The sequence below is a fragment of the Chromobacterium sp. FG89 genome (assembly GCF_057808735.1).
In genome coordinates this window covers 54,995-81,489 of sequence record NZ_JBMDIQ010000002.1, presented here as the reverse complement: position 1 = coordinate 81,489, position 26,495 = coordinate 54,995, and the positions used below count along the sequence as shown (strand labels likewise).

Annotated in this window: 26 protein-coding genes; 10 read left to right on the top strand and 16 right to left on the bottom strand. The window is 65.3% G+C overall.

Going from position 1 to position 26,495, the window contains the following annotated elements:
* Positions 1-32: 32 nt before the first annotated feature.
* From ACODRW_RS02265 to ACODRW_RS02255, 3 genes are read right to left on the bottom strand one after another with little or no spacing between them, the layout of a single operon-like run.
* Complete coding sequence (locus ACODRW_RS02265) at positions 33-557, bottom strand: DUF2946 family protein (protein WP_227106865.1); 525 nt, start codon at positions 555-557, stop codon at positions 33-35.
* A 55-nt stretch (positions 558-612) separates the two neighbouring features.
* Positions 613-3,105 (bottom strand): ABC transporter permease, encoded by a 2,493-nt coding sequence (locus ACODRW_RS02260; RefSeq protein WP_488905105.1) that lies wholly within the window; start codon positions 3,103-3,105, stop codon positions 613-615.
* On the bottom strand, positions 3,102-3,794 hold the full coding sequence (locus ACODRW_RS02255; RefSeq protein WP_048414370.1) for an ABC transporter ATP-binding protein: 693 nt from the start codon (positions 3,792-3,794) through the stop codon (positions 3,102-3,104). The genes ACODRW_RS02260 and ACODRW_RS02255 overlap by 4 nt, the downstream gene beginning before the upstream one ends.
* A 2-nt stretch (positions 3,795-3,796) precedes the next feature.
* On the opposite strand from ACODRW_RS02255, the gene ACODRW_RS02250 reads away from it, so the two are divergent.
* Positions 3,797-4,396: an arylesterase gene (locus ACODRW_RS02250; RefSeq protein ID WP_107798106.1), complete on the top strand. Its 600-nt coding sequence runs from the start codon at positions 3,797-3,799 to the stop codon at positions 4,394-4,396.
* A gap of 100 nt (positions 4,397-4,496) precedes the next feature.
* Complete coding sequence (locus tag ACODRW_RS02245) at positions 4,497-5,783, top strand: MFS transporter (RefSeq protein WP_488905104.1); 1,287 nt, start codon at positions 4,497-4,499, stop codon at positions 5,781-5,783.
* A 76-nt stretch (positions 5,784-5,859) separates the two neighbouring features.
* Here ACODRW_RS02245 and ACODRW_RS02240 read toward each other — a convergent pair whose 3' ends face one another.
* From ACODRW_RS02240 to ACODRW_RS02215, 6 genes are all read right to left on the bottom strand, one after another.
* Positions 5,860-7,101 (bottom strand): GGDEF domain-containing protein, encoded by a 1,242-nt coding sequence (locus ACODRW_RS02240; RefSeq protein WP_146176562.1) that lies wholly within the window; start codon positions 7,099-7,101, stop codon positions 5,860-5,862.
* The gene (locus ACODRW_RS02235) at positions 7,098-8,300 is read right to left on the bottom strand and encodes a GGDEF domain-containing protein (RefSeq protein WP_488905103.1); all 1,203 of its coding nucleotides are present in this window, start codon (positions 8,298-8,300) and stop codon (positions 7,098-7,100) included. The genes ACODRW_RS02240 and ACODRW_RS02235 overlap by 4 nt, the downstream gene beginning before the upstream one ends.
* Positions 8,301-8,438: 138 nt before the next feature.
* Entirely contained in the window at positions 8,439-9,053 is a 615-nt protein-coding gene (locus ACODRW_RS02230; protein ID WP_107798102.1) for a peroxiredoxin, read from the bottom strand.
* Positions 9,054-9,344: 291 nt separating this feature from the next.
* Positions 9,345-11,138 (bottom strand): aspartate--tRNA ligase, encoded by a 1,794-nt coding sequence (gene aspS, locus ACODRW_RS02225; protein ID WP_488905102.1) that lies wholly within the window; start codon positions 11,136-11,138, stop codon positions 9,345-9,347.
* An 84-nt stretch (positions 11,139-11,222) separates the two neighbouring features.
* On the bottom strand, positions 11,223-11,891 hold the full coding sequence (locus tag ACODRW_RS02220; protein WP_081550658.1) for a DUF502 domain-containing protein: 669 nt from the start codon (positions 11,889-11,891) through the stop codon (positions 11,223-11,225).
* Between the two features lie 6 nt (positions 11,892-11,897).
* Positions 11,898-12,164, bottom strand: coding sequence for an FmdB family zinc ribbon protein (locus ACODRW_RS02215; RefSeq protein WP_107798100.1), 267 nt, complete (start codon positions 12,162-12,164; stop codon positions 11,898-11,900).
* A gap of 265 nt (positions 12,165-12,429) precedes the next feature.
* Between ACODRW_RS02215 and fabI the strand changes: the two genes are divergently transcribed.
* The 3 genes from fabI to ACODRW_RS02200 are packed head-to-tail and all read left to right on the top strand — an operon-like array spanning position 12,430 to position 15,304.
* A complete protein-coding gene (gene fabI, locus ACODRW_RS02210) occupies positions 12,430-13,206 on the top strand; it encodes an enoyl-ACP reductase FabI (RefSeq protein WP_107801628.1) in 777 nt (258 codons plus the stop codon).
* Between the two features lie 11 nt (positions 13,207-13,217).
* Complete coding sequence (locus ACODRW_RS02205) at positions 13,218-14,153, top strand: phosphate acetyltransferase (RefSeq protein WP_235084438.1); 936 nt, start codon at positions 13,218-13,220, stop codon at positions 14,151-14,153.
* A complete protein-coding gene (locus ACODRW_RS02200; RefSeq protein ID WP_235084440.1) occupies positions 14,150-15,304 on the top strand; it encodes an acetate/propionate family kinase in 1,155 nt (384 codons plus the stop codon). The genes ACODRW_RS02205 and ACODRW_RS02200 overlap by 4 nt, the downstream gene beginning before the upstream one ends.
* Positions 15,305-15,388: 84 nt before the next feature.
* On the opposite strand, the gene ACODRW_RS02195 is transcribed toward ACODRW_RS02200, so the two are convergent.
* Both ACODRW_RS02195 and rpsT read right to left on the bottom strand, forming a co-directional pair.
* Positions 15,389-16,444 carry a phospholipase A gene (locus ACODRW_RS02195; protein ID WP_227106847.1) on the bottom strand — a complete coding sequence of 352 codons (1,056 nt, stop codon included), beginning with the start codon at positions 16,442-16,444 and terminating at the stop codon, positions 15,389-15,391.
* A 93-nt stretch (positions 16,445-16,537) separates the two neighbouring features.
* Positions 16,538-16,801: a 30S ribosomal protein S20 gene (gene rpsT / locus ACODRW_RS02190; RefSeq protein WP_048409254.1), complete on the bottom strand. Its 264-nt coding sequence runs from the start codon at positions 16,799-16,801 to the stop codon at positions 16,538-16,540.
* Between the two features lie 126 nt (positions 16,802-16,927).
* Between rpsT and murJ the strand changes: the two genes are divergently transcribed.
* From murJ to queF, 3 genes are read left to right on the top strand one after another with little or no spacing between them, the layout of a single operon-like run.
* A complete protein-coding gene (murJ, locus tag ACODRW_RS02185) occupies positions 16,928-18,463 on the top strand; it encodes a murein biosynthesis integral membrane protein MurJ (RefSeq protein ID WP_488905101.1) in 1,536 nt (511 codons plus the stop codon).
* A 1-nt stretch (position 18,464) separates the two neighbouring features.
* Positions 18,465-19,232 carry a CPBP family intramembrane glutamic endopeptidase gene (locus tag ACODRW_RS02180; RefSeq protein WP_488905100.1) on the top strand — a complete coding sequence of 256 codons (768 nt, stop codon included), beginning with the start codon at positions 18,465-18,467 and terminating at the stop codon, positions 19,230-19,232.
* A gap of 50 nt (positions 19,233-19,282) precedes the next feature.
* A complete protein-coding gene (gene queF / locus ACODRW_RS02175; protein WP_488905099.1) occupies positions 19,283-20,122 on the top strand; it encodes an NADPH-dependent 7-cyano-7-deazaguanine reductase QueF in 840 nt (279 codons plus the stop codon).
* A gap of 234 nt (positions 20,123-20,356) precedes the next feature.
* Here the strand turns inward: queF and ACODRW_RS02170 are convergent, their stop codons facing one another.
* The 5 genes from ACODRW_RS02170 to aroQ form a co-directional block, all read right to left on the bottom strand.
* Positions 20,357-21,466 (bottom strand): DUF3426 domain-containing protein, encoded by a 1,110-nt coding sequence (locus tag ACODRW_RS02170; RefSeq protein ID WP_107798094.1) that lies wholly within the window; start codon positions 21,464-21,466, stop codon positions 20,357-20,359.
* Complete coding sequence (prmA, locus tag ACODRW_RS02165) at positions 21,463-22,359, bottom strand: 50S ribosomal protein L11 methyltransferase (RefSeq protein WP_107798093.1); 897 nt, start codon at positions 22,357-22,359, stop codon at positions 21,463-21,465. Before prmA ends, ACODRW_RS02170 begins: the two co-directional genes overlap by 4 nt.
* Positions 22,359-23,717 (bottom strand): acetyl-CoA carboxylase biotin carboxylase subunit, encoded by a 1,359-nt coding sequence (accC, locus tag ACODRW_RS02160; RefSeq protein WP_235084448.1) that lies wholly within the window; start codon positions 23,715-23,717, stop codon positions 22,359-22,361. The genes prmA and accC overlap by 1 nt, the downstream gene beginning before the upstream one ends.
* Positions 23,718-23,843: 126 nt before the next feature.
* Positions 23,844-24,299, bottom strand: coding sequence for an acetyl-CoA carboxylase biotin carboxyl carrier protein (gene accB / locus ACODRW_RS02155; RefSeq protein ID WP_107798091.1), 456 nt, complete (start codon positions 24,297-24,299; stop codon positions 23,844-23,846).
* A gap of 36 nt (positions 24,300-24,335) precedes the next feature.
* Positions 24,336-24,785 carry a type II 3-dehydroquinate dehydratase gene (gene aroQ, locus ACODRW_RS02150; RefSeq protein WP_107801626.1) on the bottom strand — a complete coding sequence of 150 codons (450 nt, stop codon included), beginning with the start codon at positions 24,783-24,785 and terminating at the stop codon, positions 24,336-24,338.
* A 279-nt stretch (positions 24,786-25,064) separates the two neighbouring features.
* Here aroQ and queA point away from each other — a divergent pair, with 279 nt between their 5' ends.
* Complete coding sequence (gene queA, locus ACODRW_RS02145; RefSeq protein WP_253313777.1) at positions 25,065-26,087, top strand: tRNA preQ1(34) S-adenosylmethionine ribosyltransferase-isomerase QueA; 1,023 nt, start codon at positions 25,065-25,067, stop codon at positions 26,085-26,087.
* A gap of 36 nt (positions 26,088-26,123) precedes the next feature.
* Positions 26,124-26,495 carry a gamma-butyrobetaine hydroxylase family protein gene (locus ACODRW_RS02140; RefSeq protein ID WP_227106830.1) on the top strand — a complete coding sequence of 124 codons (372 nt, stop codon included), beginning with the start codon at positions 26,124-26,126 and terminating at the stop codon, positions 26,493-26,495.

Here is a 26,495-nt window from a genome sequence, read left to right as displayed (position 1 = left end):
CAAGCCCGGGGTTTTGTTTGGAGTGGAACGGCTCAGCCCTTGGGCCTGCCGACGATGCCGTAACGCCGCCACAAGTCCGGCAGGCTCTCCTTGCCCAGCGGAATGGCGCTCTTGCCCAAGGCCAGCCGGTCCGGCAGCGAGTCCATGTCGCCGTCCCAGCCCGGCGCCCCTTCTTCCAGCACCGCGGCCAGGTCGCGGTCGTCCACCGCCGCCAGCTCGCCGCCGATCTCGATCAGCAACATGCCCTCCGGCGTCAGCCAGGCGGAGCGCGCCGGCACGTCGTCGTCGTAGGGCAGCGTGCGCCAGCCCGACGGAGTGCGCCGCGCCACCAGCGGCGCGGCGTCCAGCGTCACATAGACTTTCTGCGGCCCGTTCTGCACATAACAGCGCCCCAGCCCGTCGCGGCTGTAATTGCGGCCGAAAAACTCCACCATCGCCTCGTGCTGCAGACGTTCGTCCTTGATCCACCACTGGCCGCGCGCATCCAGCCGCAGCCAGCCGAACACGGCGGGCACGTTCGGCCACTTGGCCATTGCCGCCTGTACTATCGCATCCATCATGCGTCTCCTTGCGGGCTTGCTCCCGCTTGATTCTCAGCTTTGACCACTACACTCAGATCGCTCTCAACACCGCCATCGGCGACGTTCTGGTCACCCGCCCCACGAGCGGCCAACCGGCCACCACCACCACCAGCGCGCCGCTGGCGACGCCGGCGGGCAACAGCCACGGATTGAACACCAAGGGCAGATTGAACAATTTGACCGAAGCCAAAGCGCCGATGCCCATGGCGCCCAAGGCCGCCAATAAACCGGAAAACGCGCCCAACCAGGCCAGCTCCGCCAGCACCACGCTGCGCACCTGCCGCCGCGACGCCCCCAGCGCCCGCATCAGGCCGACATCGAACAGCCTCTCGTCGCGAGTGGCCGCCAGCGACGCCCACAACACCAGCACGCCGGCGGCCAGGGCCAGGCCGAACATGGCCTCGATGCCGCGCGACAGCTTGTCCATCATCGCCCTCACCTCGCTCAGGATCGCCCCGACATCGATCACGGTCAGATTGGGAAACTCGCCCACCAGGCGGTTGACGAAGTCCTCGTCCGCCGCCTCCAGCCGGAAGCTGGTGATCCAGCTGGCCGGCTGCTGGCTGAACTGGCCCGGCGTGCCGATCACGAAGAAATTGACGCGGAAGCTGTCCCACGGCACCTCCCGCAAACTGCTCACCTTGGCGCGGTAAGCGGTGCCGGCCAGATCGAAGACCAGCGTGTCCCCCAGCTTGATGCCCAAGGTGGCGGCCAGCTCGCGCTCCACCGAGAACTGCGGCGGAATCCGTTTCTGAGGCAGCCACCACTGGCCCGCCGTCAGCTTGTTGCCCGGCGGCAACTCGTCGCGCCAGGACAGGTTGAACTCCCGCTCGGCCAGCCGACGCGCGCGTTCGTCCTCGTAAGCCGACGGCCGCACCGGATGCTCGTTGATCGCGATCAGCCGCGCCCGCACCATGGGCGCTAGCTCCGGCGCCGCGCGTCCCTCCACCGCGAAGGCGTTGCGCACGCCGTCGAGCTGGTGGCGCTGGATATTGATGACGAATTTATTCGGCGCGTCCGCCGGTACGCTGCGCTGCCAGGCGCCGATCAGGTCGTCGCGCACAATGGTCAGCGTCAGCAAGGCCATCAGGCCCACCGACAAGGACACGATCTGGATCACCGCCAGCCAGTGGCGGCGCGCGATATTGGCGATGCCGAAGCGCCAGCCCACCCGGCGTCCGCGCGGCAGCCGCCGCATCAGATAGACCACGCCCAGCGCCAGCGCGCCCACGGCGGCGAAGAAGCCCAGCATGCCGGCCAGCAGCCAGCCGGCCACCGCCAGATCGCCCACCTGCCAGGCGGCCAGGCCCAGCAAGGCCACCAGGGCCAGCAAGGGCGCCAGCACGCCCTGGCGGGTCGGCGTCAATTCATCGCGCAGCACCGCGGCCGGCGGCACGTCGCGTATGCCCATCAAGGGCGGCAGAGCCAGGCCGGCCAGCAACACCAGCGAGGCCAGCGGCCCCACCAGCCAGGTCAGCCAGCCCGGGTCCGGCAGTATTTCGCCGACATAGCCGCTGGCCAAGCGCATCAAGGCCAGCTGCACGCCGAAGCCGCCGGCGGTGCCCAAGGCGCCGGCCAGCAGGCCCAGCAAGAGGAACAGGCTGACGAACAGCCCCCACACCTCGCCCGCCGTCAGGCCCAGGCAGCGCAGCACCGCCACCTGCTGCCAATGGCGCGCCAGATAGCGGCGGACCACCAGCGCCACCGCCGACGCCGCCAGCGCCACGGTCAACATCGCGGTCAGGCCCAGGAAACGCCGCGCGCGCTCCAGCGCGGTGCGCACTTCCGGCCTCGCCTCCTCGACGTTTTCCAGCCGCGCGTCCTTGGGCTTGGCCTTGTCCAGCCACTGGCGGAAGTCGGCGACGCCGCGGTCGTCGCCGGCGAACATCAGGCGCCAGCGCGCGCGGCTGCCTTCCTGGATCAGGCCGGTGGCGGCCAGGTCGGCGCGGTTGAACATCAGCCGCGGCACGAAGTTGTACAGGTCCATCGCGCCGTCCGGCTCGCGGACGATTTCGCCGGCCAGCCGCAGTTGCGCGCCGCCGACGCCCAGGGTGTCGCCCAGTTTCAGCTTCAAGCGCCGCATCAGGCGGGCGTCGGCCCAGGCGGTGCCCGCGGCCGGCCGCAAGCTGCCGGTTTCCACGCGGCCATCGGCCAGGCGCACGCTGACTTCGCCGCGCAAGGGGTAGTTGTCGCTGACCGATTTATACGTGGCCAAAGCCGCCTGGCCGCCGGAAAACACCATGGAGGGAAAGCTGATGTTGTCGGCCAGCCGCAGACCGCGCTTTTCCGCCTCGCGGCGGATGGGTTCCGGCGCCGGCTGATTGCCGTTGAGCACCAGGTCGGCGGCCAGCAGCTGCGTGGCCTGGGTGGTCAGCGCGCGTTCCACGCGATCGGAGAAAAAGGCCACGCTGCTCATCGCCATCACCGCCACCACCAGGGCCAGGGCCAGGATGGTCAGTTCGCCGGACACCAGTTCGCGGCGGATGAAGCGCAACACCAGGGTCAAGCGGCCGGCCAGAGTCATGAGCGCGCCCCGTTGAGCTTGCCTTCCACCAGCCGGTAGATGGCGTCGCAGCGGCTGGCCAGCTCGGTGTCGTGGGTGACCAGCACCAGGGCGGTGCCCTGTTCGGCGTTGAGCTGGAACAGCAGATCGATGATCTGGCGGCCGCTGTGCGGGTCCAGATTGCCGGTGGGTTCGTCGGCGAACAAGAGGCCGGGATGAATGACGAAGGCGCGCGCCAAGGCCACCCGCTGCTGCTCGCCGCCGGACAGATGGCGCGGATAATGGCCCAGCCTATGGCTGAGGCCGACGCGGTCCAGCATCTGCCGCGCCGCTTCGCGCGCGTCGGCGCGGCCGGCCAGCTCCAGCGGCAGCATCACGTTTTCCAGCGCGGTCAGTTGCGGCATCAGCTGGAAATTCTGGAACACGAACCCCACCTTGTCTCTGCGCAGCAGCGCGCGCGCGTCTTCGCTCAAGCCGGACAGCGCCTGGCCGAACAAGGACACCTCGCCGCCGGACGGATGATCCAGCCCCGCCAACAGGGACAACAAGGTAGACTTGCCGGAGCCGGAAGCGCCGACGATGGCCACGCTCTCGCCCGGATACAAGGTCAGCGTGGCGCTGCGCAGGATATTCAGCGGCTCGCCGTGGAAATGCACCTGCTTGGCCAGCTCGCTGGCCGCCAACACCGCCTGGGTTTCAATTGGATTCATTTATGCGCTCGATACTAAGCAAAGTTCTACTTTCCGCCGGCCTGTGCCTGCTGATGCTGCCGGCGTCCGCCGCGACGATACTGGTCTTCGGCGACAGCCTGTCAGCCGGTTACGGCCTCTCTCCCGGCCAGGGCTGGGTCAGCCTGCTCGCCAAGGAGATGGGGGCGAAGCACCGCATCGTCAATGCCAGCATTTCCGGCGAAACCACCGCCGGCGGCCTGGCCCGCCTGCCGGACGCGCTGGCGCGCCATCGCCCGGACATCGTGGTGCTGGAATTGGGCGCCAACGACGGCCTGCGCGGCCTGCCGCTGGAGCAAATGCGCGGCAACCTGTCCAAGATGATCGCCTTGGCCAAACAAAGCAAGGCCAAGGTGGTGCTGGTGGGCATGGCCCTGCCCCCGAACTATGGCCCGCAATACGGCGCCGAGTTCCGCAAAGCCTACGCCGACCTGGCCAGGCGCGAGCGCCTGTCCTTCGTTCCGCTGCTGGTGGCCGGATTCGAGGCCGATCTATCCAAGTTCCAGCCGGATGGTTTGCACCCGGTCGCCGCCGCCCAGCCCGCGATGATGCGCACGGTCAAGGCCAAGCTGCCGCTGAGCTGAAAAGCCGCAGCGTCACGGGCGGACGGATATTCATGGTGTTGACTTTCTTCGTTGCAACGCAGCAAGATAAGTCAAAAGCATAATCATATCCTGGATTCTTATGAGCCGCCCGCCCCCTTCCCCCTGGCTGAAACGCCTGCTGTCCCCCTATCGCGGCCTGCCCGCCACGGTCTACATCCAGGTGCTGTGCAGCCTGATCAACAATATCGGCGGCATCTCCAAACTATTCCTGCCGCTCTATCTGCGCGAGAGCTACCAGCTGGGCTATGCGCAGATCGGCCTGACCATGGCGGCCTACGGCGCCGGCGCGCTGCTGGGTTCCCTCAACGGCGGCTCGCTGTCCGACCGCTTCGACGGCCGCAAGCTGGCCACGCTGTTCCTGTCCGTTTCCGCCCTGTGCCTGCTGTTGCTGGCGCTGGCCATCCCGCTATGGCTGTTCGCGCCGGTCTTGCTGGTCTCCGGTTTCGCCGACGGCGCTTTCCGGCCGGTCAATCTGCGCCTGGCGCTGGAGCCCTGTCTGCCGCGGCAGCGCGCGGTGGCCCAGGGCATGTTGCGGGTGGCCTTCAACCTGGGCGTCGCCGGCGCCGGTTTGCTCAGCGGCTCGCTGGCCGCCATCGGCTATGGCTGGGTTTACGCCGCCAACGCCGCCGCCACGCTGAGCGCGGCGCTATGGCTGGCCTGGGCCTACCGCCGCGCCGGCGCGGCCCACGCAGAGCCGCCGCGGGCCGGCGAAGACGCCGGCGGCCGCCCAGGCCCCTGGCGCGACGCGCCCTTTCTGCGCATGTTGCTGGGCATGGTGCTGATGACCGCGGTATTCGACCAGATCTATGTGACGCTGGGACTGTTCCTGCGCGAGCATTACCAGCTGGGGCCGCAATGGGTGGGTTATCTGTTCACGCTGAACGGCCTGATGGTGGTGGCGCTGCAGATCGCCATCAGCCGCCGCATTCTGGATTGGGGCCTGCTGGCCAGCACCCAGGCCGGGGTGCTGCTGACCGGTTTCGCCTTCCTGTGGCTGACCCTGGGTCAGGGTCCGCTGTGGGCGGTGCTGATGATGGCGACGCTGACGCTGGGCGAACTGCTGGTGTCGCCCTGCTACGCCATGCTGGTGATGCACCGCTCGGAAGGCCGGCTTCGCGGCCGCTATCTGGGGCTGTACAACGCGGTGTGGCAGGGCCGCACCCTGTTCGCCCCGGCGCTGGGCACCTGGCTGTACGGCGCCGTGGGCGGCATTGCGCTATGGTGGCTGTGCGCCGCCGCCGTCTGTCTGTCGGCGCTGATCCAGCAGCCGGCGCTGCGCGCCATGCTCGCTAATGAGCCCGAGCCGGCGCCCCCAAACCCGTACAAGCTCTCGCAAGCCCGCGCGAGACAAGGCGAAAACAGCTGAAGAAACGGCATGCACAGGCGGCGCGCGAGCTGGCCGGAGCGGCGCTCACGAAACGCGGCGGGCCTTGATCAGCTGCTCAGCCGGCCTGGCCCCGCTCCGGCTCCGCGTTCCACAGGCATACCCGGTTGCGGCCGGACGCCTTGGCGCGGTACAAGGCGGCGTCCGCCTGCAACAAGGCCTGCTGGCTGCCGTTCAGCGGCGGCTGGCCCGCCACGCCGATGGACACCGTCTGCGCATAGCCCTCCGGCAAGCCGTCCAACTGGGCCTGCGCCAGGCGCAGCCTGACCGCCTCCATTCTTTCCGCCAAGCCCTCCGGCGCCAAGCCCGGCGCCAGCACCACGAACTCCTCGCCGCCATAGCGCGCCAGCGTCATCCAGGCCTCCAGACAGGAGGCGATGTGCTTGGCCGCCTGCTGCAGCACCTGGTCGCCCACCAAATGGCCGAAACGGTCGTTCACCTGCTTGAACTCGTCCAGATCCAACATCGCCAGGCTCCAGGGGCCCGCGTCGGACTGATCCAGCTCCGCCATGCGGCAGCGCAAGGCCCGCTGGTTCAAACAGCCGGTCAGCACGTCGGAGTCCGCCAGCAGATGCATCTGCTCCGCCGCCTGCTGCAGCATCTGTCTGCGCTGTTCCAGCAGTTCCCGCTTGGCCGCGCTTTCCGCGTACAGATCTTGCAGCCGGCGCAGCACCACCGCATTGCGCTCGCGCAGCCTCACGGTGTCGCGCAGCAGGGGGTTGAAGCTGGACAGGAACTCCCATTGCACCAGGATGAAGATCACCGCGCCCACCAGCAAGGCGCTGTACAGCAAGGTGCCCTCGCAATGGAAGCGGTAGAGCGGATACACCCAGTAGCCGACAAAGAAGGTCAGGTGCAGATCGCGGCACGGCGCCAGCAGCAGGCATACCGCGGCGAAGCCGCCGGCCAGCCACAGCACGACCACGATGCGGTAGGGCCCTTCCTCCTGCGGAAACATGAACCACATCATCATGCTCCACACCAAGGCGCTGAACAGCATCAGTTGCCGCAGCGCCTGGTAATGCCGGAACACCTGGTCCTGGGTATGCGCGTAACGGCGAAAGCGGTAGACCAGGCGCGCGAACAGCAGCTGCATCAGCAGGAACATGCCCACCCAGCACAGGATGCGCCAGCCGGGCGCGTGCCCGTACATCAGCACGCCAAACAGGGGAATGGCGATGAAGGACTGCAGGATAGAGAGCTGAAGCATGGAGACGAACTGGCGCACCAGCTCCGCCTCCAGCTGCGGGTGCGCGGCCTGCCAGGGAAACGGCATCAGAATGCCCAGTCTTCGCCTCACGCCCCGGCCTCTCTCGCCAGGCAGACGCGGTCGCGCCCTTGCGCCTTGGCCTGGTACAAGGCCTTGTCCGCCTGTTGCAGCAAGCCCAGCGGGTCCACGCCCGGCCGCCAGGCGGCCACGCCGCAGGACAAGGTCACCGGCAAGTCGCCGGTCCAGCGCCGCCAGTCCCAGCCGCCCACCTTGTCGCGCAGCGTTTCCATGCGCCGGCTCAATTCGGCGCCGCTGCAGGCCGGCGCCAGCAGCAGGAACTCCTCGCCGCCGTAACGGCCGAACAGCTCGCCGTCCGCCAGGGCCTGCTGCGCCAGCTCGCACAGCTGCTGCAACACTTCGTCGCCGCGCGCATGGCCGCAGCTGTCGTTGACGCGCTTGAAATGGTCCAGGTCGATGATGGCGATGGCGAAAGGCGCGCCCTGGGTTTCCGAAAGCTCCAACAGGCGCTCCATTTCCCGCATCAGGGTTCGCATGTTCAGCACCCCGGTCAAGGGATCGCGCGAGGCCAGTTCGCTGATGCGCTCCACGGCGCCGTCCAGTTCTATGTTTTGCCGCTCCAGTATCGCGTTGTAGCTGTCCAGCTGCGTCTGCTCCAGCGTCAACTCGCGCATCAGGCTGGCGTTTTCGGCGCGCTGCCCCATGGATTCCAGCGCGAAGCGATGCAATAAGGCGGTGAACAGCGTCAGCGACAGGCAATAGATGATGCCGGAAGCGCCCACCCAGCGCAGCACCGCTTCCGGCGAGAGAAACATGCGCAGCAGCAGCAGGCCCCAGAGCGGGCCGACGAAGCCGTAAAACAGCTCCCGGCGCGCGGACAGCATCGCGCCTTGCACCGCGCTGACCGCGATGCCCCACAGCACCACGATCAGGCTGTAAGTCAGATCGTCGCCGGGCATCAGAATCCAGGCGGCCAGGCCCCAGCCCGCGCCCGCGGCGACGATCTGCGCGGAAAAACGCCTATGCAAGGCGGCGATCTGCCAGGCGTCGTGCTCGGGGCAGCGGCAAGCCCGCCACGTGGTGCCCCACAGGCTTAGCAGCAGCAGGCTGAAAAGCAATAGCCACAGCAAGGCGGCCACCAGCGGCGCCCGCCCCCATTCCAGACCGGTCAGCAGGGCCGCGCCCAATAAGGCGTGCGGCACGGACAGGTGGGTGGAGCGCATCGCATGCAGCATGGTGAAGCTGTCCAGCTGGCTGATCGGCAAAGACATGGCTTGGGCCTGTCCTATTTTGGAAACTTATTGTTAGTTATAGCGAGCAATGCGCCAAACCGGCCAAGGCCGCGCAAGAAAAAGCCCCGCGGGCCAAGGCGCGCGGGGCAGGGTCGGACGCAATCCGTTAAAGACGGATTACAGGTCCTTGGCGTTTTCGGCCAGGTAGGAAGCCACGCCTTCGGCGCTCGGCTTCATGCCTTTCTTGCCCTTGTTCCAACCGGCCGGGCACACTTCGCCGTGCTCTTCGGTGAATTGCAGCGCGTCAACCATGCGCAGCATTTCGTCGACGTTGCGGCCCAGCGGCAGGTTGTTCACCACTTGGTGCTGCACCACGCCGGAACGGTCGATCAGGAAGGAGCCGCGGAAAGCGACGCCGCCATCGGCTTCAACGTCGAAGGCCTTGCACAGTTCGTGCTGGATGTCGCCCACCAGGGTGTAGCCAACTTGGCCGATGCCGCCTTTTTCCACCGGGGTGTTGCGCCATGCGGCGTGGGAGAACTGGCTGTCGATGGACACGCCGATCACTTCCACGTTCTTGGCTTTGAAGTCCGCCAGGCGGTGATCGAAAGCGATCAGCTCGGACGGGCACACGAAGGTGAAGTCCAGCGGGTAGAAGAACACTACCGCGTACTTGCCGGCGGTAGCTTGCTTGAAGGAGTAGTTGTCAACGATCTGACCATCGCCCAGCACGGCGGAGAAGGTTTTCGCGCCATCGAAGAAGGGGGCTTGTTTGCCAACGAGTACGGCCATTGCGGATCTCCTTAAAGGTCTTGGTATGACTGCGCTTCCCTGTTCGGGCATCGGGAAACGCGGCGGAATGCGAGGCTTTATAAAACAGGGCCGCCGACATCGGCAAATTGTAAATCCATATCGTTGCGATAAAGTTTTGCAATGTCGGCCCGGCAGGCGCTCGCTTACAAGTATGAGGCCGCTATTAGATTGGGCCAAAAGCGCAAGGTTCAAGCCGACGTCTCCGGCCGGCCCGGAATAAAAAACGGCCGCTGCATGGGCAGCGGCCGTCGGCATCGCGTCAAACCGGCATCAAGCGGACGGCTCGGCCTTCTGGCGCAGACGCAGGTTCAGTTCGCGCAGTTGCTTGTCGTCCACCGCGTTGGGCGCGTTGGTCAGCAGGCACTGGGCGCGCTGGGTTTTCGGGAAGGCGATCACGTCGCGGATGGACTCCGCGCCGCACATCAGCGTCACCAGACGATCCAAGCCGAAGGCCAGGCCGCCGTGCGGCGGCGCGCCGAACTTCAGGTTGTCCAGCAGGAAGCCGAACTTGTTCTGCTGCTCTTCCGGGCTGATCTTCAGCGCGCCGAACACTTTTTCCTGGATCTCGGCGCGGTGGATACGGATGGAGCCGCCGCCGATTTCCCAGCCGTTCAGCACCATATCGTAGGCGCGCGCCAGGCAGGCGCCCGGATTGGTGGCCATCAGGTCCTCGTGGCCCTGCTTCGGGCTGGTGAACGGATGGTGGCAGGCGGTCCAGCGGTCGTCGTCCTCGTCGTGTTCGAACATCGGGAAGTCCACCACCCACAGCGGGCGCCATTCCTTGACGAAGTAGCCGTTGGCCAGGCCGTGCTCGTGGCCGATCTTGATGCGCAGCGCGCCGATGGCCTCGTTCACCACCTTGGCCTTGTCCGCGCCGAAGAAGACGATGTCGCCGTTTTGCGCGCCGGTGCGCTCGATGATGGCTTTCAGGCCGTCAGCGGACAGGAACTTGACGATGGGCGACTGCAGGCCTTCTTCGGTGGGCTTGCTGGCGTCGTTGACCTTGATGTAGGCCAGACCCTTGGCGCCGTAGATGCTCACGAACTGGGTGTAGTCGTCGATTTCCTTGCGGCTGAGGCCGGAACCGCCCGGCACGCGCAGGGCCACCACGCGGCCGCCCGCCATGTCGGCCGCGCCGCGGAACACCTTGAACTCTTCCGACTTCATCACATCGGTCAGTTCGGTGAATTTCAGGTCTACGCGCATGTCCGGCTTGTCGGAGCCGTAGTAGAACATCGCGTCGGCGTAAGTCATGCGCGGGAACTGCGGCAGTTCCACGCCCAGCACGTCGCGGAAGATCTCCTTGGTCATGCCCTCGGTGATGTCCATGATCTGGTCCTCGTTCAGGAACGAGGTCTCGATATCGATCTGGGTGAATTCAGGCTGACGGTCGGCGCGCAGGTCTTCGTCGCGGAAGCACTTGGTGATCTGGTAGTAGCGGTCGAAGCCGGCCACCATCAGCAATTGCTTGAACAGCTGCGGCGATTGCGGCAGCGCGAAGAATTCGCCCGGGTGCACGCGGGACGGCACCAGGTAGTCGCGCGCGCCTTCCGGCGTGGAGCGGGTCAGCATCGGGGTTTCGATGTCGATGAAGCCCTGCTTGTCCAGATGGTTGCGCACGCCCATCGCCACCTTGTAGCGCAGACGCAGGTTTTTCTGCATCGCCGGACGGCGCAGATCGATCACGCGGTTGGTCAGGCGCACGTTCTCGGACAGGTTCTCGTCGTCGATCTGGAACGGCGGCGTGGCGGCGGCGTTGAGGATCTCGATGTCCTTGGCCAGGATTTCGATCTCGCCGGAAATCATCTTGCTGTTGGCGGTGCCGGCCGGACGCTCGCGCACGATGCCGGTGATGGACAGCACGTATTCGCCGCGGCTGCTGTCGGCCAGCTGGAACGCTTCCGGGGTGTCCGGATCGATCACCACCTGCACCAGGCCTTCGCGGTCGCGCAGGTCGATGAAGATCACGCCGCCATGGTCGCGGCGGCGGTGAGCCCAGCCCTTCACGGTAACGGTCTGGCCGAGGTATTTCTTGTCAATAAGTCCGCAATAGTCGGTACGCATTTGGGTAAACCCTTTTATTCAAATTCGGTGAGGCTTCCCCGCCCGGGGGAAAGAAAGGCGTTAAGGGCTAGACAGGGTGTCGGTCTAGCCCTGCCGATTATGTTCGTCGTTCAGACGCGGACGCTGGGCGGCCGGCGGCGGGTTCGGCGCCACCATGCCCATGGAGATCGCGTATTTCAACGCTTCGTCCACGCTCATGTTCAAGGCGCGGGTGTCCTTCTTGGCCACCATCACGAAATAACCCGAGGTCGGGTTGGGGATGGTGGGCACGTAGACCCCGATGAACTCGTCGTCGGACAGCGATTCGGACACGACTTCAGGCAGCGGGCCGGTTTGAAACGCCACCGTCCACATGCCGGAATGAGGGAACTGCACCAGCAGCGCCTTTTTGAAGGCCTGGCCGGAGTCGGACAACAGCGTGTCGCTGACTTGCTTGACGCTGTTGTAAATGCTTTTCACCACCGGGATGCGGGACAGCAGCGCGTCCCACATGTCCAGCACGCGCTGACCCAGCACATTGGCGGCCAGCATGCCGGTGCCCAACAGAATCAGCACCGACAGCACCACGCCCAGGCCCGGCAGATGGAAGCCGAGCAAGGCCTCCGGCTGCCATTCCTGCGGCAACAGGTTCAGCGTCTGGTCCAGCGAAGTGACGATCAGGTTCAACACCCACAGCGTCACGGCCAAGGGCAGCCACACCAGCAAGCCGGTGACGAGATAGCCCTTAAGCGTCATTTTGATTTGCGGCGTCATCGAGGTTTACGCGCACCCACAGCCGGTGCCGCAGCTATGACCGCCGCCGCTGTCCGAAGACGCGGAGGAGGAAGAGCCGGACGCGGACGCGCCGCCCTTGAAGTCCGTGGCGTACCAGCCGGAACCCTTCAGCTGGAAGCCGGCCGCGGACAGCTGCTTGCGGTACTCCGCGCTGCCGCAGGCCGGGCATTGCGCGACAGGCTCGTCGCTGAGTTTTTGCAGATGCTCTTTGGCGACGCCGCAGGCGCCGCAACGGTATTCGTAGATTGGCATAGCTTTGCTTCCCCACCAGTAATCATGATGGCATAATAAACCGAACTCATGCTGCACTGCACTATCCGAGCGTGAACTTACGCTCGGCATGCCTAGTCGGACAGATGCGGACGAACGCCCCCAAGATCAAGCCTTCGTTCCCGCCAAATCGTCGATTATATCCGACTGAATCGTCAATACAAAAATCCCTTTGCTTCATTAGCCCGCAATACTGCCCTGCAACCCTACAAATCCCGGAGGTCACATGGTTTACCAAGAGGGTCAGATGGAAAGCATTCGCAACATTCTTGCCGGCAAGAAAGGCCTGATCGTAGGCATCGCCAACGAGAACAGCATCGCCTACGGCTGCGCCAGCGTGCTGCGCGACCTGGGCGCGGAGTTCGCCGTCACCTACCTGAACCAGAAAGCGGAAAAATACGTGCGTCCGCTGGCCGACCAGCTGGGTTCGCCGCTGGTGCTGCCGCTGGACGTGGAACAGCCGGGGCAAATGGAAGCGGTGTTCGAGGCCATTCGTCAGCAATGGGGCAAACTGGATTTCGTCATTCACTCCATCGCCTATTGTCCGATGGACGATCTGCACGGCCGCGTCACCGACTGCTCGCTGGAAGGCTTCCAGCAGGCGATGCGCGTGTCCTGCTACTCCTTCATCGAAATGGCGCGTCTGGCCGAACCCTTGATGAGCCAGGGCGGCAGCCTGATCACCATGAGTTATTACGGCGCCGACAAGGTGGTGGAGAACTACAACATCATGGGTCCGGTCAAGGCGGCGCTGGAAAGCGTGTCGCGCTACCTGGCCAGCGAGCTGGGCGCCAAGAATATCCGCGTGCACGCGGTGTCCCCCGGCCCCTTGCGCACCCGCGCCGCCTCCGGCATCGCCCACTTCGACCAGTTGATCGAGGACGCCATCGCCCGCGCGCCGCAAAACCGCCTGGTGGAAATCGAGGACGTGGGCACCACCTGCGCCTTCCTGATCTCCGAAGCCGCCCGCGGCCTGACCGGCCAGACCATCTATGTCGATGGCGGCCATCACATCAAGGCCTGAGGGAACACGCCATGACACGCGACGAACACGCTTTTTCCGACATCCTTCAACAGGCCGTCGGCCTGGGGCCGCTGCCGATGGCGGTGACCCACCCCTGCAGCCGCGAGGCGCTGTTGGGCGCGGTGGAAGCCGCCGACCACGGCATCGCCACCCCCATCCTGGTGGCCCCCGCCGCCAGGCTGGCCAAGCTGGCCGACGAACTGGAAGTGGACCTGAGCCGCTTCGAGCTGGTCGACGTGCCGCACAGCCACGCCGCCGCCGAACAGGCGGTGAGCCTGGTCCGCGACGGCTACGCAGACATCCTGATGAAGGGCAGCCTGCACACCGACGAATTCATGGGCGAAGCGCTGGCGCGCGGCACCGGCATCCGCACCGACCGCCGCATCAGCCACGTCTGGATCATGAAGGTGGAAACCTATCCGCGCTATCTCTTCATCACCGACGCCGCGATCAATATCGAACCGGACCTGCTGACCAAGCGCGACATCTGTCAGAACGCCATCGACCTGACCCAGGCGCTGGGCATACGCCAGCCCAAGGTGGCCATCCTGGCCGCGGTGGAAACCATCAATCCGGCGATGCGCTCCACGCTGGACGCCGCCGCGCTGTGCAAGATGGCGGACCGCGGCCAGATCACCGGCGCCATCCTCGACGGCCCGCTGGCTTTCGACAACGCCATCTCGCGCGAAGCCGCCGACAGCAAGGGCATCGTCTCGCCGGTGGCCGGCGATCCCGACATCCTGCTGGTGCCGGATCTTGAGGCCGGCAATATGCTGGGCAAGCAGCTGACGTATCTGGCCGCCGCGGCCTCCGCCGGCATCGTGATGGGCGCGCGCGCGCCCATCGTGCTGACCAGCCGCGCCGACGACGCCAACGGCCGCCTCGCCTCCGCCGCCGTGGCCAATTTGCTGGCGCACAAACGCCGGCAAAGCGGACAGCGGACATGAGCCGGGTGCTGCTCGCCGTCAACGCCGGCTCCTCCACGCTGAAATTCCGCGCCTTCGCGCCGGACGGCCGCCAATTGCTGGCGCGCGGCATGGTGGACCGCTTCGGCCAGGCCAAGCCGGAGCTGCAATTGCTGGATGGCAAGGGCCAGACGCTGAGCCGCCACGCGCTGGACGACGGCAGCCGCGGCAGCGCCATCGCCGCGGTGATCAACAGCCTGGCCGATCAGCAGCTGGAACCGCTGGCCGTGGTGCACCGCGTGGTGCACGGCGGCGGCCGTTTCACCGCCGCCATGCGGCTGGACGCCGACATCCGCGCCCAGCTGGAGGACTACGTGGCGCTGGCGCCGCTGCATCAGCCGGTCAGCCTGTCGGTGATCGCCGCCTTCGAGGAATACGACGCCCGTTTGCCGCAGTTCGCCTGCTTCGACACCGCCTTCCACGCTCAACAGCCGGAAGTGGCCACCCGCTTCGGCATCGCCCGCCACTGGCATGATGAAGGCGTCCGCCGCTACGGCTTCCACGGCCTGTCCTACGCCGCCATCGCGCGGCGGCTGCCGGAACTGGGCCTGGAGCGCGCCAAAGTGGTGGTCTGCCACCTGGGCAGCGGCGCCAGCGCCTGCGCGCTGGACGCCGGCCGCAGCATGGCGTCCAGCATGGGCTTCTCCGCGGTGGACGGCTTGATGATGGGCAGCCGCCCCGGCTATATCGATCCGGAAGTCATTCTCTACTGGCAGGAACAGGCCGGCATGAGCGTGGCCGAGGTGAGGCGCGAGCTGTACAAGAACTCCGGCCTGCTCGGCGTCTCCGGCCTGTCCTCAGACATGCGCGAACTGCTGGCCAGCGATTTGCCGGCGGCGCGCGAGGCCATCGAGCTGTTCTGTTACCGGGTGGCGCGGGAAGTGGCCAGCCTGGCGGCGGCGATGAAGGGGTTGGACGCGGTGGTGTTCACCGCCGGCGTGGGCGAGCACTCGCCGGAAGTGCGCGGCCGGGTGCTGCAACAGCTGGCCTGGCTGGGCTTTGAAGCCGACCAGGCCGCCAATCTGGCCCAGGCGCGGCGGCTGACCACCGCCGCCAGCCCGCGCGCGGCCTATGTGCTGCCTACCGACGAGGAAGGCGAAATGGCGCGCCAGGCGGCCGCGCTGCTGCAATAAGCGCAGGGCCCGCCCATGGGCGGGCCTACTACCTGTTCACAATCTTTCCAACAGCCGCGCAGCGAACTCCAAAGCTGGCGAGACTCACTCCAGCCAGTCGCTCATCGTCAGCCCCACGCCCAGCGCGCGGGTGCGCACGTTGTAATCGATCAGGCTTTCGCCGTAACCGTCGAAAGCCTGCACATAACCGCGCAGCTTGCCCTTCACCGGGAAACTCCAGTCCAGTTGCAGTCCATGCTTGCCGCTGTCGAAATTGGGCCGCCACATGGCGCTGAAAGTCTGGCCGCGGTACTGGTAGATCGCCTGCAGATCCCCGTGCCCCATGTATTTGACGATGTCGGGATTGTCGTCCTTGTCGCCGGACTCCGGCAGCCTGGCCCACCAGCGGCCTTGCAGCGTGAACGGACCGTTGTCCAGCGCCGCCATCGCGTACACCCGGTTCCAGCTGCGCGACAAGGGATTGGCGCGGCCGTTGGATTGATGCAACAAACCCAGGCCGCCCATGCGCAGCCGGGTGTCGCCCCAGGCCCAGGCGGACGGCAAGGGGAAGGTAAGAATCAGTTCCGGCTCGTAGTCGGTGCCGCGGAACGGCGCGGAATGCGCCTGGTTGTAGATTTGCCAATGCGATTGCTGGGTGTAGGCGAACCACAGGTTCAGCGGGGTATCGAAAATGTCTTCCCACACCTTGGTCTTGAACGACAGCTGGAATTTGGCCTCGGTCTTGTCCAGTTCCCCGCCCGGCGTCTGGCTGGGCGGCCGGGTCGGCGACTGCGGCTCGTTATTGGGCTTGGCCATCTGCCAGACCGGCAAATAGTAATTGGGGCGGTATAAGCGAAACCCGAAGGTGTCGCCGCGCGAGCGCCCGTCCAGATCCCAGGCTTCGGCCAGCCGGCTGGGAGCCGGCGCGGCATCCGGCTCGACGCCGGCGGCCGGAAGCGGGCGCTCCGGAGGCGCGGCGGCGGCGGAAGACGGCGCTGCGGGCGCCGCAGCGGCGGGCACAGCGGCCGCCAGCCCGTCGTAGCAGGCCAGACGCAGCCTGGCGTCCGCCAGGCGACCGCAATCGGCCAGTTGCTGCGGCAGTTCCGCCGCCAGGGTCTGCGCCGCGCACAAAGCCAGCGCCCAAGCCGTCCATCCCGACATAGCCATGCCTCCAGCGAGGGAAATCGATGCGCCAGACACACAAAAGGCTCCGCGATGCGGAGCCTTTGCGTATTCTTCAGCGCTGGGCTGTGATCAGGCCATGGCCTTGATCTGAGCCGACAGACGGCTCTTGTGACGAGCGGCCTTGTTCTTGTGGAACACGCCCTTGTCAGCAATGCGGTCAATCACTTTTTCGGAAGTCTGGAACACTACCTTGGCAGCGGCTTTATCGCCTGCTTCAACTGCCTTGAGCACTTTCTTAACTGCGGTACGGAACGCAGTACGCAGGCTGGCGTTGTGCGCGCGCTGCTTAAGGGCTGTGCGTGCACGCTTGCGAGCTTGTGCGCTGTTAGCCATGAATCTTTCTCCTGATGAGCGGAATCTGAAACCCGCGATTCTAAGCCCTAAACTCAGGTTTTGCAACAATAAACCTGGCGGCGTACACTAGCGGGCTTGCTCAACGCTAGATAAACCACCCGCAACATGAATCTGCTCAAGGCTCTGGCTGCTGTCAGCAGCATGACCATGGTGTCCCGCATCCTGGGTCTGGTCCGCGATACCATCATCGCCCGCGTTTTCGGGGCCGGCATGGCCGCCGACGCCTTCAACGCCGCCTTCAAGATTCCCAATATGCTGCGCCGCCTGTTCGCCGAAGGCGCGTTTTCGCAGGCTTTCGTGCCCATTCTCGGCGAATACAAGAACCAGCGCAGCGAAGAGGAAACCCGGGAATTCATCGCCAAAATCACCGGCGTGCTGGGCTCGGTGCTGCTGCTGGTCACCGCCGTGGGCATGCTGGCCGCGCCGCTGATCATGTGGATATCCGCGCCCGGCTTTTACCGCGAGCCGGCCAAGGCCGCCTTGTTCGCCGACATCCTGCGCGTGTCCTTTCCTTATATCTTCTTCATTTCGCTGTCCTCCATGACCGGCAGCGTGCTCAACAGCTGGGGCAAGTTCTCGATTCCGGCTTTCACGCCCACCTTCCTCAACCTGAGCTTCATCGTGTTCGCGCTGTTCTTCAGCAGCCGCTTCGATCCGCCCATCATGGCGCTGGCCTGGGCGGTCTTCGTCGGCGGCCTGGTGCAACTGGTGTGGCAGCTGCCCTTCCTGAAGCAGATAGGCATGCTGGCGCGCCCGGTGTTCGCCTTCCGCGACCCGGCGGTCTGGCGCGTGATCCGGCAAATGGGGCCGGCCATCTTCGGCGTGTCGGTGGCGCAGATCTCGCTGCTGATCAACTCCACTTTCGCCTCCTTCCTGCCCACCGGCAGCGTGTCCTGGATGTATTACGCCGACCGGCTGATGGAGTTCCCGTCCGGCGTGCTGGGCGTGGCGCTGGGCACCATCCTGCTGCCCTCGCTGTCCAAACACGCCGCCACCCGCTCCGACGGGGAGTTCAGCGTGCTCTTGGACTGGGGCATCCGCCTGTCCCTGCTGCTGGCGGTGCCGGCCACGGTGGGCCTGGGCCTGTTGTCCGGCCCGCTGCTGGCCACCCTGTTCACCTACGGCAAATTCACCGCCCACGACGCGCTGATGTCGCAGCAGGCGGTGATCGCCTACTCCTTCGGCCTGCTCGGCCTGATCCTGGTCAAGGTGCTGGCGCCCGGCTTCTACGCGCGCCAGGACATCAAGACCCCGGTGCGCATCGCGCTGATCACCCTATGCCTGACCCAGCTGATGAACCTGGCCTTCGTGTTTCCGCTCAAGCACGCCGGCCTGGCGCTGTCCATCGGCCTCGCCTCCTGCCTCAACGCCGGCCTGCTGCTGCGCGCGCTGCTCAAGCGCGGCATCTACCAGCCCTCGGCCGGCTGGGGCGGCTTCCTCAGCAAGATGGCCGTGGCCATCGCGGCCATGGCCGCCACGCTGCTGGCGCTGCAATGGCTGCTGCCCGTCCACTGGCACGGCCCGGCCTGGCAACGCGTGGCCTGGCTGAGCCTGCTGGTGTCGGCCGGCGCGGCCGTCTATTTCGCCGCGCTGTTCGCGCTCGGCTTCCGCCCGCGCGACTTCATGCGCCGCGAGCGCTGAGATGTCGGCCGGCCCGCGCGCTCCTCTTCTGACGCCGGCCGACCGTCAGACCGCCGGCGTGCTGCTGGTCAGCTGCCTGTGCCTGACCTTGCTGTACTACCCCGCCAACCGTTACTGGATGATGGACTGGCTGCTGCAATGGTGGCCGGCGCTGGGCTTGTCCTTCCGCCAGCAGGTGGTGCACAACCCGGACACCGATCTCTACCGCGCCGCCTACTGGGCGCTGGCCAGCATCGCCAGCTACTGCCTGCTGCCGCTGCTGGCCATCCGGCTGCTGGATCGCCGCCCGCTGGCCGACTTCGGCCTGGCCTGGCCGGACCGCGCCACGCTGAAGACGGACCTGAAGCTGTTCCCGCTGTTCTACGCCCTGATGCTGCCCTTGGTATGGTGGGCGTCCGGCCAGCCGGGCTTTTTGAAGATCTACCCCTTCTTCCGGCTCAGCCCCGGCGAGAGCTTATGGCCGCACTGGCTGCTGTGGGAGCTCTTGTATTTCGCCCAGTTCGCCGCGCTGGAATTCTTCTTCCGCGGCTATATGGTGCACGGCCTCAAACCGCGGCTGGGCGTCAGCGCCGTCTTCGTGATGGTGCTGCCCTACTGCATGATCCATTTTGAGAAACCGCTGCTGGAGAGCCTGGCCGCCATCGTAGCCGGCGTCGCGCTGGGCGCGCTCAGCTACCGCTACCGTTCCATCTGGCTGGGCATCGCGCTGCATTGCAGCGTGGCGCTGACCATGGACTTGATGGCGCTGTGGCGCAAGGGCCTGCTTTAAAAAGCGGCTCACGATCTGCCGCCTCTTTGAAAATCGATATAATTCAAGCCATGAACACTCAAGCCATGTCCCCGGAGCAATCCCCTCTGGGCAAAACCGTCAGCTATCAGGATCATTACGATCCCCATCTGCTGTTTCCGATCCCGCGCCAGGCCAAGCGCGACGAAATCGGCGTGGACGCCGCCGCGCTGCCCTTTGCCGGCGTGGACATCTGGACCGGTTTCGAACTGTCCTGGCTCAATGCCCGCGGCAAGCCTCAGGTGGGCATCGCCGCCTTCCGCATCCCGGCCGACAGCCCGAACCTGATCGAATCCAAATCCTTCAAGCTCTATCTGAACAGCTATAACCAGACCCGGATGGCCGGCCTGGACGCGCTGCGCCGCCAGCTGGCCGCGGACCTGTCCGCCGCCGCCGGCAAGCCGATAGGCGTCGACATCATGCTGCCGCAGCAGTTCGGCGGCGAAACCGTGGCCGAACTGGCCGGCGACTGCATCGATGATCTGGACATTGAGGTGGACAACTACGCGCCCTGCCCGCAGATCCTACGCGCCGACGCCGGCGACATTGTCAGCGAGATCCTGTGCAGCCATCTGCTGAAATCCAACTGCCTGGTCACCGGCCAGCCGGACTGGGGCAGCGTGCAGATCCGCTACACCGGCCCGCGGCTGGACCGCGAGGCGCTGCTGCGCTACCTGATAGGCTTCCGCCAGCACAATGAATTCCACGAGCAATGCGTGGAGCGCATCTTCACCGATCTGCTCCGCGCCTGCGCGCCGAGCCGCCTCACCGTCTACGCGCGCTACACCCGCCGCGGCGGACTGGACATCAACCCCTTCCGCAGCAATTGCGGCGAGATGCCGGTGGGCAACACCCGTACCGCGCGGCAATAAGACCCTTTCTGAGCGGGAAAAGCGAACAGGCCGGCGAATGCCGGCCTTTTTGTCGTTCTGGAAACGATGATCAATGGATCTTAGAGCCTGTTTACGATCTCGCGAGCTAGGGCGAGACAAGGCAAAAACGGTTGAAGAAGCGGAATGTACAGGTGGTACATGAGCATTATGAAAGCGTTTTTAACGCCCTTGTCTAACTATTCCGCCGACGCGTAGCAGATCGTAAACAGGCTCTTAAGGATAGAACCAATAAAGGCTATACCCCATCGCATGCACCTTGCCGGCGTCCAGCCGCATGGTGACCTTGACCTCGCTATTGGAATTGAAGTGGCCGAGCTTGAAATCGTCCGGCTTCAAATACTCCTTGGGCGCGAACACCTTGCGGATCAGCACCTGGTCGTCCGAGTCCTTCAGCGTCACTTCCAGCATCGGATAGGCCTGGGAGTAAGTGGCGTGGTTCTTCAGCGTGGCGGACAGCTGGATCAGATTGGGGAAATCCGGGACGAAGGCCAGTTCCGACCACTCCGTGCGCACGCGGGCGATATCGGTGGGCCAGGGCACGGCGCAGCCTACGGCGCCGCACAGGTTTTCCAGCGTCGGGCGCAGTTCCGGCACTTCCGCGGCGATGCGGGTGCGGTTGAAATACACCAATTGACCGGCCAACACCAGCACGCCTATCGCCGAGGCGACGACGGCCAGGAAGGTCAGCGCCGGATGGCGTCTTCGCGGCGATTCGTCCGGCTCGTCTTCGCCGTGGCTGGACGGCGGCTCGACGCGCGCCTCCGGCGCCGGCTTGGCGGGCGGCTCTTCGAACTTGGGTTCCGGAACCGCTGCCGGCGCAGGCTCCGCCACCGGCTCCGGCGCGGGGCGGCGGCGGTTGCCGAACACCTCCGGCGCGGGTTCCGCCGCGGCAGGCGGCTCGGCGTCAAAGGGGTTGCCCAGCGGCGCGCTGACATGACGATTCTGCATCGCCTCCGCCAGTGCGCGCTGGAACTCCTCGACATCGGCGCGCGCGGCCGGGGCTTCCTCCGCCTCCGCCATCGGCGGCGGCATCAGCAGTTCGTCCGGCGGCGCTTCCGTCGCGCTGGAACCCGGATCGAAATCCGGCACTTCCAGCTCGAAATCGTCCAGCGCCTCGCTCTGCCGAGCCTGAGTCTGGACGGGCGGCGGCGCCGCGGCGCGCGGAGGTTCCGCCGGCGGCGCTTCCGCCGCGACGAAATGCTCGGTGGCGTTGAACACATGCGAACAGCGCCCGCAGCGCACCAAGCCATTGGCGGCCGCTAATTGGGCATCATTGACCTTGAAGCGTGTCTGGCAATTGGGGCACTGTGTCGTATATGTCATACCGTGGGGCGTCGGGTTCCTGTCAGTCTGGTCCATCCTTCGTCGAACACCGGAGCGTCCATCTGGAACCACTGTTCATAGATGGCCGACAGTTCTTCGGCTTGTTCGGCGAGAATGCCTGAAAGCACGATTCTACCACCGGTTTTGACGTGGCTCGCCAGCAACTGGCCCAACATGCGCAGCGGATTGGCCAGAATATTGGCCAGTACCACGTCGTAGACCGCTTCCGGGTTCTGGTCAGGCAGACAGAAGTCCGCCTTGACCTGGTTCTGTTCCGCGTTGTCCTGGCTGGCCCGCACCGCCTGCGCGTCGATGTCCACGCCCAAGGCGGAGGCCGCGCCCAGCTTGAGCGCGGCGATGGCGAGAATGCCGGAACCGCAGCCGTAGTCCAGCACGCTTTCGCCGCCTTGCAGCTGGGCGTCCAGCCATTGCAGGCACAAACGCGTGGTCGGATGGCTGCCGGTGCCGAAGGCCAGGCCCGGATCCAGTTGCAGATTGACCGCGTTCGGCGCCGGCGGCTCGTGCCAGGTCGGCGTGATCCACAGCCGGTCGGAAATCCGGATCGGGTCGAACTGCGACTGGGTCAGACGCACCCAGTCCTGCTCTTCCACCCGCTCCACATTGTAGCTGGGCAGGGCCAGACCGCAGGCGTTGGCGGCGGCGGCAATCAGCAGCGCCACGTCGGCCGCTTCATCAAACAGCGTGATGATGCGGCTGCGGCTCCACAGCTTGTCCACCGGCTCGCCGGGTTCGCCGAAAATCGGCTCTTCGCGCTCGGTGCCGGCAAAAGCGTCTTCGATCGCGGTGGACAGCGCGCCGGCGTCCATCAGCGCGTCGGCCAGACGCTCGGCGACGGTTGACTCGGCGTCAATGGTGGCTTGCAGCCATGCCATCACGCGCCCCCTTTTTTCTGCTGCGACAAACGCTGCTCCAGATAGTGAATGCACGTGCCGCCGCGCTGGAAGGCCGCGTCCATGAACAGTTCCTGATGCAGCGGGATATTGGTCTTGATGCCGGAAATGGAGATTTCCGACAGCGCCACCCGCATCCGCGCCATCGCCTGCTCGCGGGTATCGCCAAAGGCGATCAGCTTGCCCACCATGGAATCGTAATGCGAAGGCACGGTGTAGCCCTGGTAAATATGCGAATCGATGCGGATGCCCGGGCCGCCGGCCGGGTGATAGCTTTCGATCTTGCCCGGGGACGGCACGAAGGTGAACGGATCCTCGGCGTTGATCCGGCACTCCATCGCATGGCCGCGCAACACCACGTCCTTCTGTTTGTAGCGCAGTTTCTCGCCGGCGGCGATGCGGATCTGCTCCTGCACGATGTCGATGCCGGTGATCATCTCGGTCACCGGGTGCTCAACCTGCACGCGGGTGTTCATCTCGATGAAGTAGAACTCGCCGCGCTCGAACAGGAATTCAAAAGTGCCGGCGCCGCGGTAGCCGATGCGGCGGCAGGCTTCGGCGCAAGCTTCGCCAATCTTCTGGCGCTGCTTGTCGGTGATGCCCGGCGCAGGCGCTTCCTCGATGATCTTCTGGTGGCGGCGCTGCATCGAGCAGTCGCGCTCGCCCAGATAGATGGCGTTGCCGTATTCGTCGGCCAGAATCTGGATTTCGATGTGGCGCGGCTCTTCCAGGAATTTTTCCATGTAGACGGTGGGATTGCCGAAAGCCGCGCCGGCTTCGGTGCGGGTCATCTGCACCGAATTGATCAGCGCGCCCTCGGTATGCACCACGCGCATGCCGCGACCGCCGCCGCCGCCGGCGGCCTTGATGATCACCGGGAAACCGATCTTCTTGGCGATCTTGACGATCTCGGCCGGATCGTCCGGCAAAGCGCCTTCGGAGCCCGGCACGCAGGGCACGCCCGCTTCTATCATCGCGTTCTTGGCCGACACCTTGTCGCCCATCATGCGGATGGTGTCCGGACGCGGACCGATGAACACGAAGCCGGACTGCTCGACGCGCTCGGCGAAGTCGGCGTTTTCCGACAGGAAGCCGTAACCCGGGTGGATGGCCTGGGAATCGGTCACCTCGGCGGCGGCGATCAGGGCCGGCACGTTCAGATAGCTCTTGCCGCTGGGCGCCGGGCCGATGCAGACCGATTCGTCGGCCAGCTTCACGTACTTGGCTTCGCGATCGGCCTCGGAATGCACCACCACGGTCTTGATGCCCATCTCGCGGCAGGCGCGCTGGATGCGCAGGGCGATTTCACCCCGGTTGGCAATCAGAATTTTTTCAAACATGGAATTCTCCGCTGGCGGATTCCGCGGCCGGCGTCGTCGCCGGCGGGGGCCGCCAATGCTGTCGTGGCAAACGACAAGGGCACAGACGCTGCGCCGTGCCCCCTTGCCGTCTGCCTGTCGTCTGGCTTACTCGATGATGAACAACGGCTCGCCGAATTCCACCGGCTGGCCGTCTTCGACCAGAACGGCCTTGACCACGCCGGAGCGGTCGGCTTCGATCTCGTTCATCAGCTTCATCGCTTCGATGATGCACAGGGTGTCGCCGGCGTTGACGCTCTGGCCCACTTCGATGAAGCTCTTGGCGCCCGGGCTCGGCGAGCGATAGAAGGTGCCCACCATCGGCGACTTCATCGCGTTCTTGTCGTTGTTGGCCGGCGCGGCGGCTTCGGCTGCCGGCGCGGCCACGGCGGCGGCTTGGGCGTTGGGCACTTGCAGCGCGGTCATCGGCTGAGCGTAGGCCATCTGCGGCGCGGCGGATACGCGGGTAATGCGGACTTTTTCTTCCCCCTCGGTCACTTCGAGTTCGGCGATGCCGGATTCCTCGACGAGATCGATCAGCTTCTTGAGTTTACGGAGATCCATTGATAATCCTTCGAGTGGGATATTCGGTAGAGTGAGTTAGGCCTGCGCGGCAAGATGCCGGATGGCGTGCGCAAGCGCCAGTTCATAGCCGTGGGCGCCGAGTCCGCAGATCACGCCGACCGCGAGGTCGGAGAAATAGGAATGCTTGCGGAACGGTTCGCGGGCATGAACGTTGGAAAGGTGGACTTCGATAAACGGCACTTGCACCGCCGCCAGCGCGTCGCGCAAGGCGACGCTGGTATGGGTGAAAGCGGCCGGATTGACCAGAATGAAGGCAGTACCGTCATGCAGGCACTGCTGCACGCGATCAATCAACACATGTTCCGCATTGCTCTGCAATGCCGACAATTCAAACCCCGCGGCGCTAGCCTGCTGTTCCAGCCGCTGGTTGATATCGTCAAGCGTTTCCCGGCCGTAGTGCTGCGGCTCCCGCTGTCCCAGCAGATTGAGGTTGGGGCCGTGCAACACGAGGATTTTTCCGGTCAAAGCCTGCTCCTGTTTATCATCTTGGGCGCGAGTTTGCCGCAATTCGCTGCAAGATGTCTAGCTTTTGCATCATTTCAAACAGTTGTTTGGATGGCGAACACGGCAGATCTTCGAGTCAAAGCACTAGTATCCACGGGCGTTTTTCCGCCTGGCAAGTTTTTACCGCCTGGCCGAAAATCGATGTTGATTCAGCGCAAATCCCGCCACTTCGCTCACTAAGCTGATGCCGGCCGGCGGCGGCGCGGGTATAATTTGCCGATTCTGAATCTTTTACGCCTTATGCAGCTTTCCGACTTCGACTACCACCTGCCCGAGCACCTGATCGCCCAGCACCCTCCGGCAGAGCGCGGCGCCAGCCGCCTGCTGCGCGTGGCCGGCCATGACCGCGCCAATCTGCGCTTCACCGACTTCATCGATCAGGTCAGCCCCGGCGACGTGATGGTGTTCAACGACACCCGCGTGATCAAGGCCCGGCTGTTCGGCGAAAAAGCCAGCGGCGGCAAGATCGAGGCGCTGATAGAACGCGTGCTGGACGCGCATACCGCGCTGGCCCACGTCCGCGCGTCCAAATCGCCCAAACCCGGCACCCGGCTGATCTTCGCCGATCGCTGGGAGGCGGAAATGGTAGAGCGCCACGGCGAACTGTTCAAGCTGCGCTTCCTGGCCGAGGACAATCTCTTCGACATCCTGGAAGCTTCCGGCAAGCTGCCGCTGCCGCCTTATATAGAACGCGGCGCCGGCCACGAGGATGACGAGCGCTACCAGACCGTCTACGCCCGCGAGCGCGGCGCGGTGGCCGCGCCCACCGCCGGCCTGCACTTCACCGAAGACATGCTGGAACAGCTGCGCGCCAAGGGCGTGCAACTGGCCTATGTCACCCTGCACGTCGGCGCCGGCACCTTCCAGCCGGTGCGGGTGGACAATATCGCCGAGCACAAGATGCACAGCGAAATCTACGAAGTGCCGGAAACCACCCGCGCGCTGATCGCAGAAGCCCACGCCGCCGGCCGCAAAGTGCTGTCGGTGGGCACCACCAGCATGCGCGCGCTGGAATCCGCCGCGCGCGGCGGCGAACTGGCCGCCGGCTGCGGCGAAACCGACATCTTCATCACCCCGGGCTACCGCTTCCGGGTGGTGGACCGCCTGCTGACCAATTTCCACCTGCCCAAGTCCACGCTGCTGATGTTGGTGTCCGCCTTCGCCGGCTACGAGGAAATCCGCGCCGCCTACCAGCACGCGGTGGAGCAGGAATACCGTTTCTTCAGCTACGGCGACGCCATGCTGCTGGAACGCAAAGACTGATGCGCGGCTTAATCGGCCGCCTTTGAGGATCAGACCATGTCCGGACTCTCTCCCGACGCGCCCGCGCCGCAGGAAATCCAGCTGCACGCGGTGTCGCGTGTGCTGGAAATCAGCTTCGACGACGGCGCCCGCTTCGAGCTGCCCTGCGAATACCTGCGCGTCTACTCGCCCTCGGCGGAAGTGCGCGGCCACGGCGCCGGCCAGGAAGTGCTGCAAGCGGGCAAGCGCCATGTCGCCGTCACCGCGCTGGAGCCGGTGGGCCATTACGCGCTGAAGATCACCTTCGACGACGGCCACGACAGCGGACTGTACAGCTGGAGCTATCTATACGAGCTGGGCGCCAAGCGCGACCAGTACTGGCAGGATTATCTCAATCGCCTCGCCGCCGCAGGCGCGAGCAGGGAGTGA

Bases quoted from the DNA above. Each gene is read 5' to 3' on its own strand.
- ACODRW_RS02265 (WP_227106865.1), bottom strand. From the start codon at position 557: ATGGATGCGATAGTACAGGCGGCAATGGCCAAGTGGCCGAACGTGCCC.
- ACODRW_RS02260 (WP_488905105.1), bottom strand. From the start codon at position 3,105: ATGACTCTGGCCGGCCGCTTGACCCTGGTGTTGCGCTTCATCCGCCGC.
- ACODRW_RS02255 (WP_048414370.1), bottom strand. From the start codon at position 3,794: ATGAATCCAATTGAAACCCAGGCGGTGTTGGCGGCCAGCGAGCTGGCC.
- ACODRW_RS02250 (WP_107798106.1), top strand. From the start codon at position 3,797: ATGCGCTCGATACTAAGCAAAGTTCTACTTTCCGCCGGCCTGTGCCTG.
- ACODRW_RS02245 (WP_488905104.1), top strand. From the start codon at position 4,497: ATGAGCCGCCCGCCCCCTTCCCCCTGGCTGAAACGCCTGCTGTCCCCC.
- ACODRW_RS02235 (WP_488905103.1), bottom strand. From the start codon at position 8,300: ATGTCTTTGCCGATCAGCCAGCTGGACAGCTTCACCATGCTGCATGCG.
- ACODRW_RS02230 (WP_107798102.1), bottom strand. From the start codon at position 9,053: ATGGCCGTACTCGTTGGCAAACAAGCCCCCTTCTTCGATGGCGCGAAA.
- aspS (WP_488905102.1), bottom strand. From the start codon at position 11,138: ATGCGTACCGACTATTGCGGACTTATTGACAAGAAATACCTCGGCCAG.
- ACODRW_RS02220 (WP_081550658.1), bottom strand. From the start codon at position 11,891: ATGACGCCGCAAATCAAAATGACGCTTAAGGGCTATCTCGTCACCGGC.
- ACODRW_RS02215 (WP_107798100.1), bottom strand. From the start codon at position 12,164: ATGCCAATCTACGAATACCGTTGCGGCGCCTGCGGCGTCGCCAAAGAG.
- fabI (WP_107801628.1), top strand. From the start codon at position 12,430: ATGGAAAGCATTCGCAACATTCTTGCCGGCAAGAAAGGCCTGATCGTA.
- ACODRW_RS02205 (WP_235084438.1), top strand. From the start codon at position 13,218: ATGACACGCGACGAACACGCTTTTTCCGACATCCTTCAACAGGCCGTC.
- ACODRW_RS02200 (WP_235084440.1), top strand. From the start codon at position 14,150: ATGAGCCGGGTGCTGCTCGCCGTCAACGCCGGCTCCTCCACGCTGAAA.
- ACODRW_RS02195 (WP_227106847.1), bottom strand. From the start codon at position 16,444: ATGTCGGGATGGACGGCTTGGGCGCTGGCTTTGTGCGCGGCGCAGACC.
- rpsT (WP_048409254.1), bottom strand. From the start codon at position 16,801: ATGGCTAACAGCGCACAAGCTCGCAAGCGTGCACGCACAGCCCTTAAG.
- murJ (WP_488905101.1), top strand. From the start codon at position 16,928: ATGAATCTGCTCAAGGCTCTGGCTGCTGTCAGCAGCATGACCATGGTG.
- ACODRW_RS02180 (WP_488905100.1), top strand. From the start codon at position 18,465: ATGTCGGCCGGCCCGCGCGCTCCTCTTCTGACGCCGGCCGACCGTCAG.
- queF (WP_488905099.1), top strand. From the start codon at position 19,283: ATGAACACTCAAGCCATGTCCCCGGAGCAATCCCCTCTGGGCAAAACC.
- ACODRW_RS02170 (WP_107798094.1), bottom strand. From the start codon at position 21,466: ATGACATATACGACACAGTGCCCCAATTGCCAGACACGCTTCAAGGTC.
- prmA (WP_107798093.1), bottom strand. From the start codon at position 22,359: ATGGCATGGCTGCAAGCCACCATTGACGCCGAGTCAACCGTCGCCGAG.
- accC (WP_235084448.1), bottom strand. From the start codon at position 23,717: ATGTTTGAAAAAATTCTGATTGCCAACCGGGGTGAAATCGCCCTGCGC.
- accB (WP_107798091.1), bottom strand. From the start codon at position 24,299: ATGGATCTCCGTAAACTCAAGAAGCTGATCGATCTCGTCGAGGAATCC.
- queA (WP_253313777.1), top strand. From the start codon at position 25,065: ATGCAGCTTTCCGACTTCGACTACCACCTGCCCGAGCACCTGATCGCC.
- ACODRW_RS02140 (WP_227106830.1), top strand. From the start codon at position 26,124: ATGTCCGGACTCTCTCCCGACGCGCCCGCGCCGCAGGAAATCCAGCTG.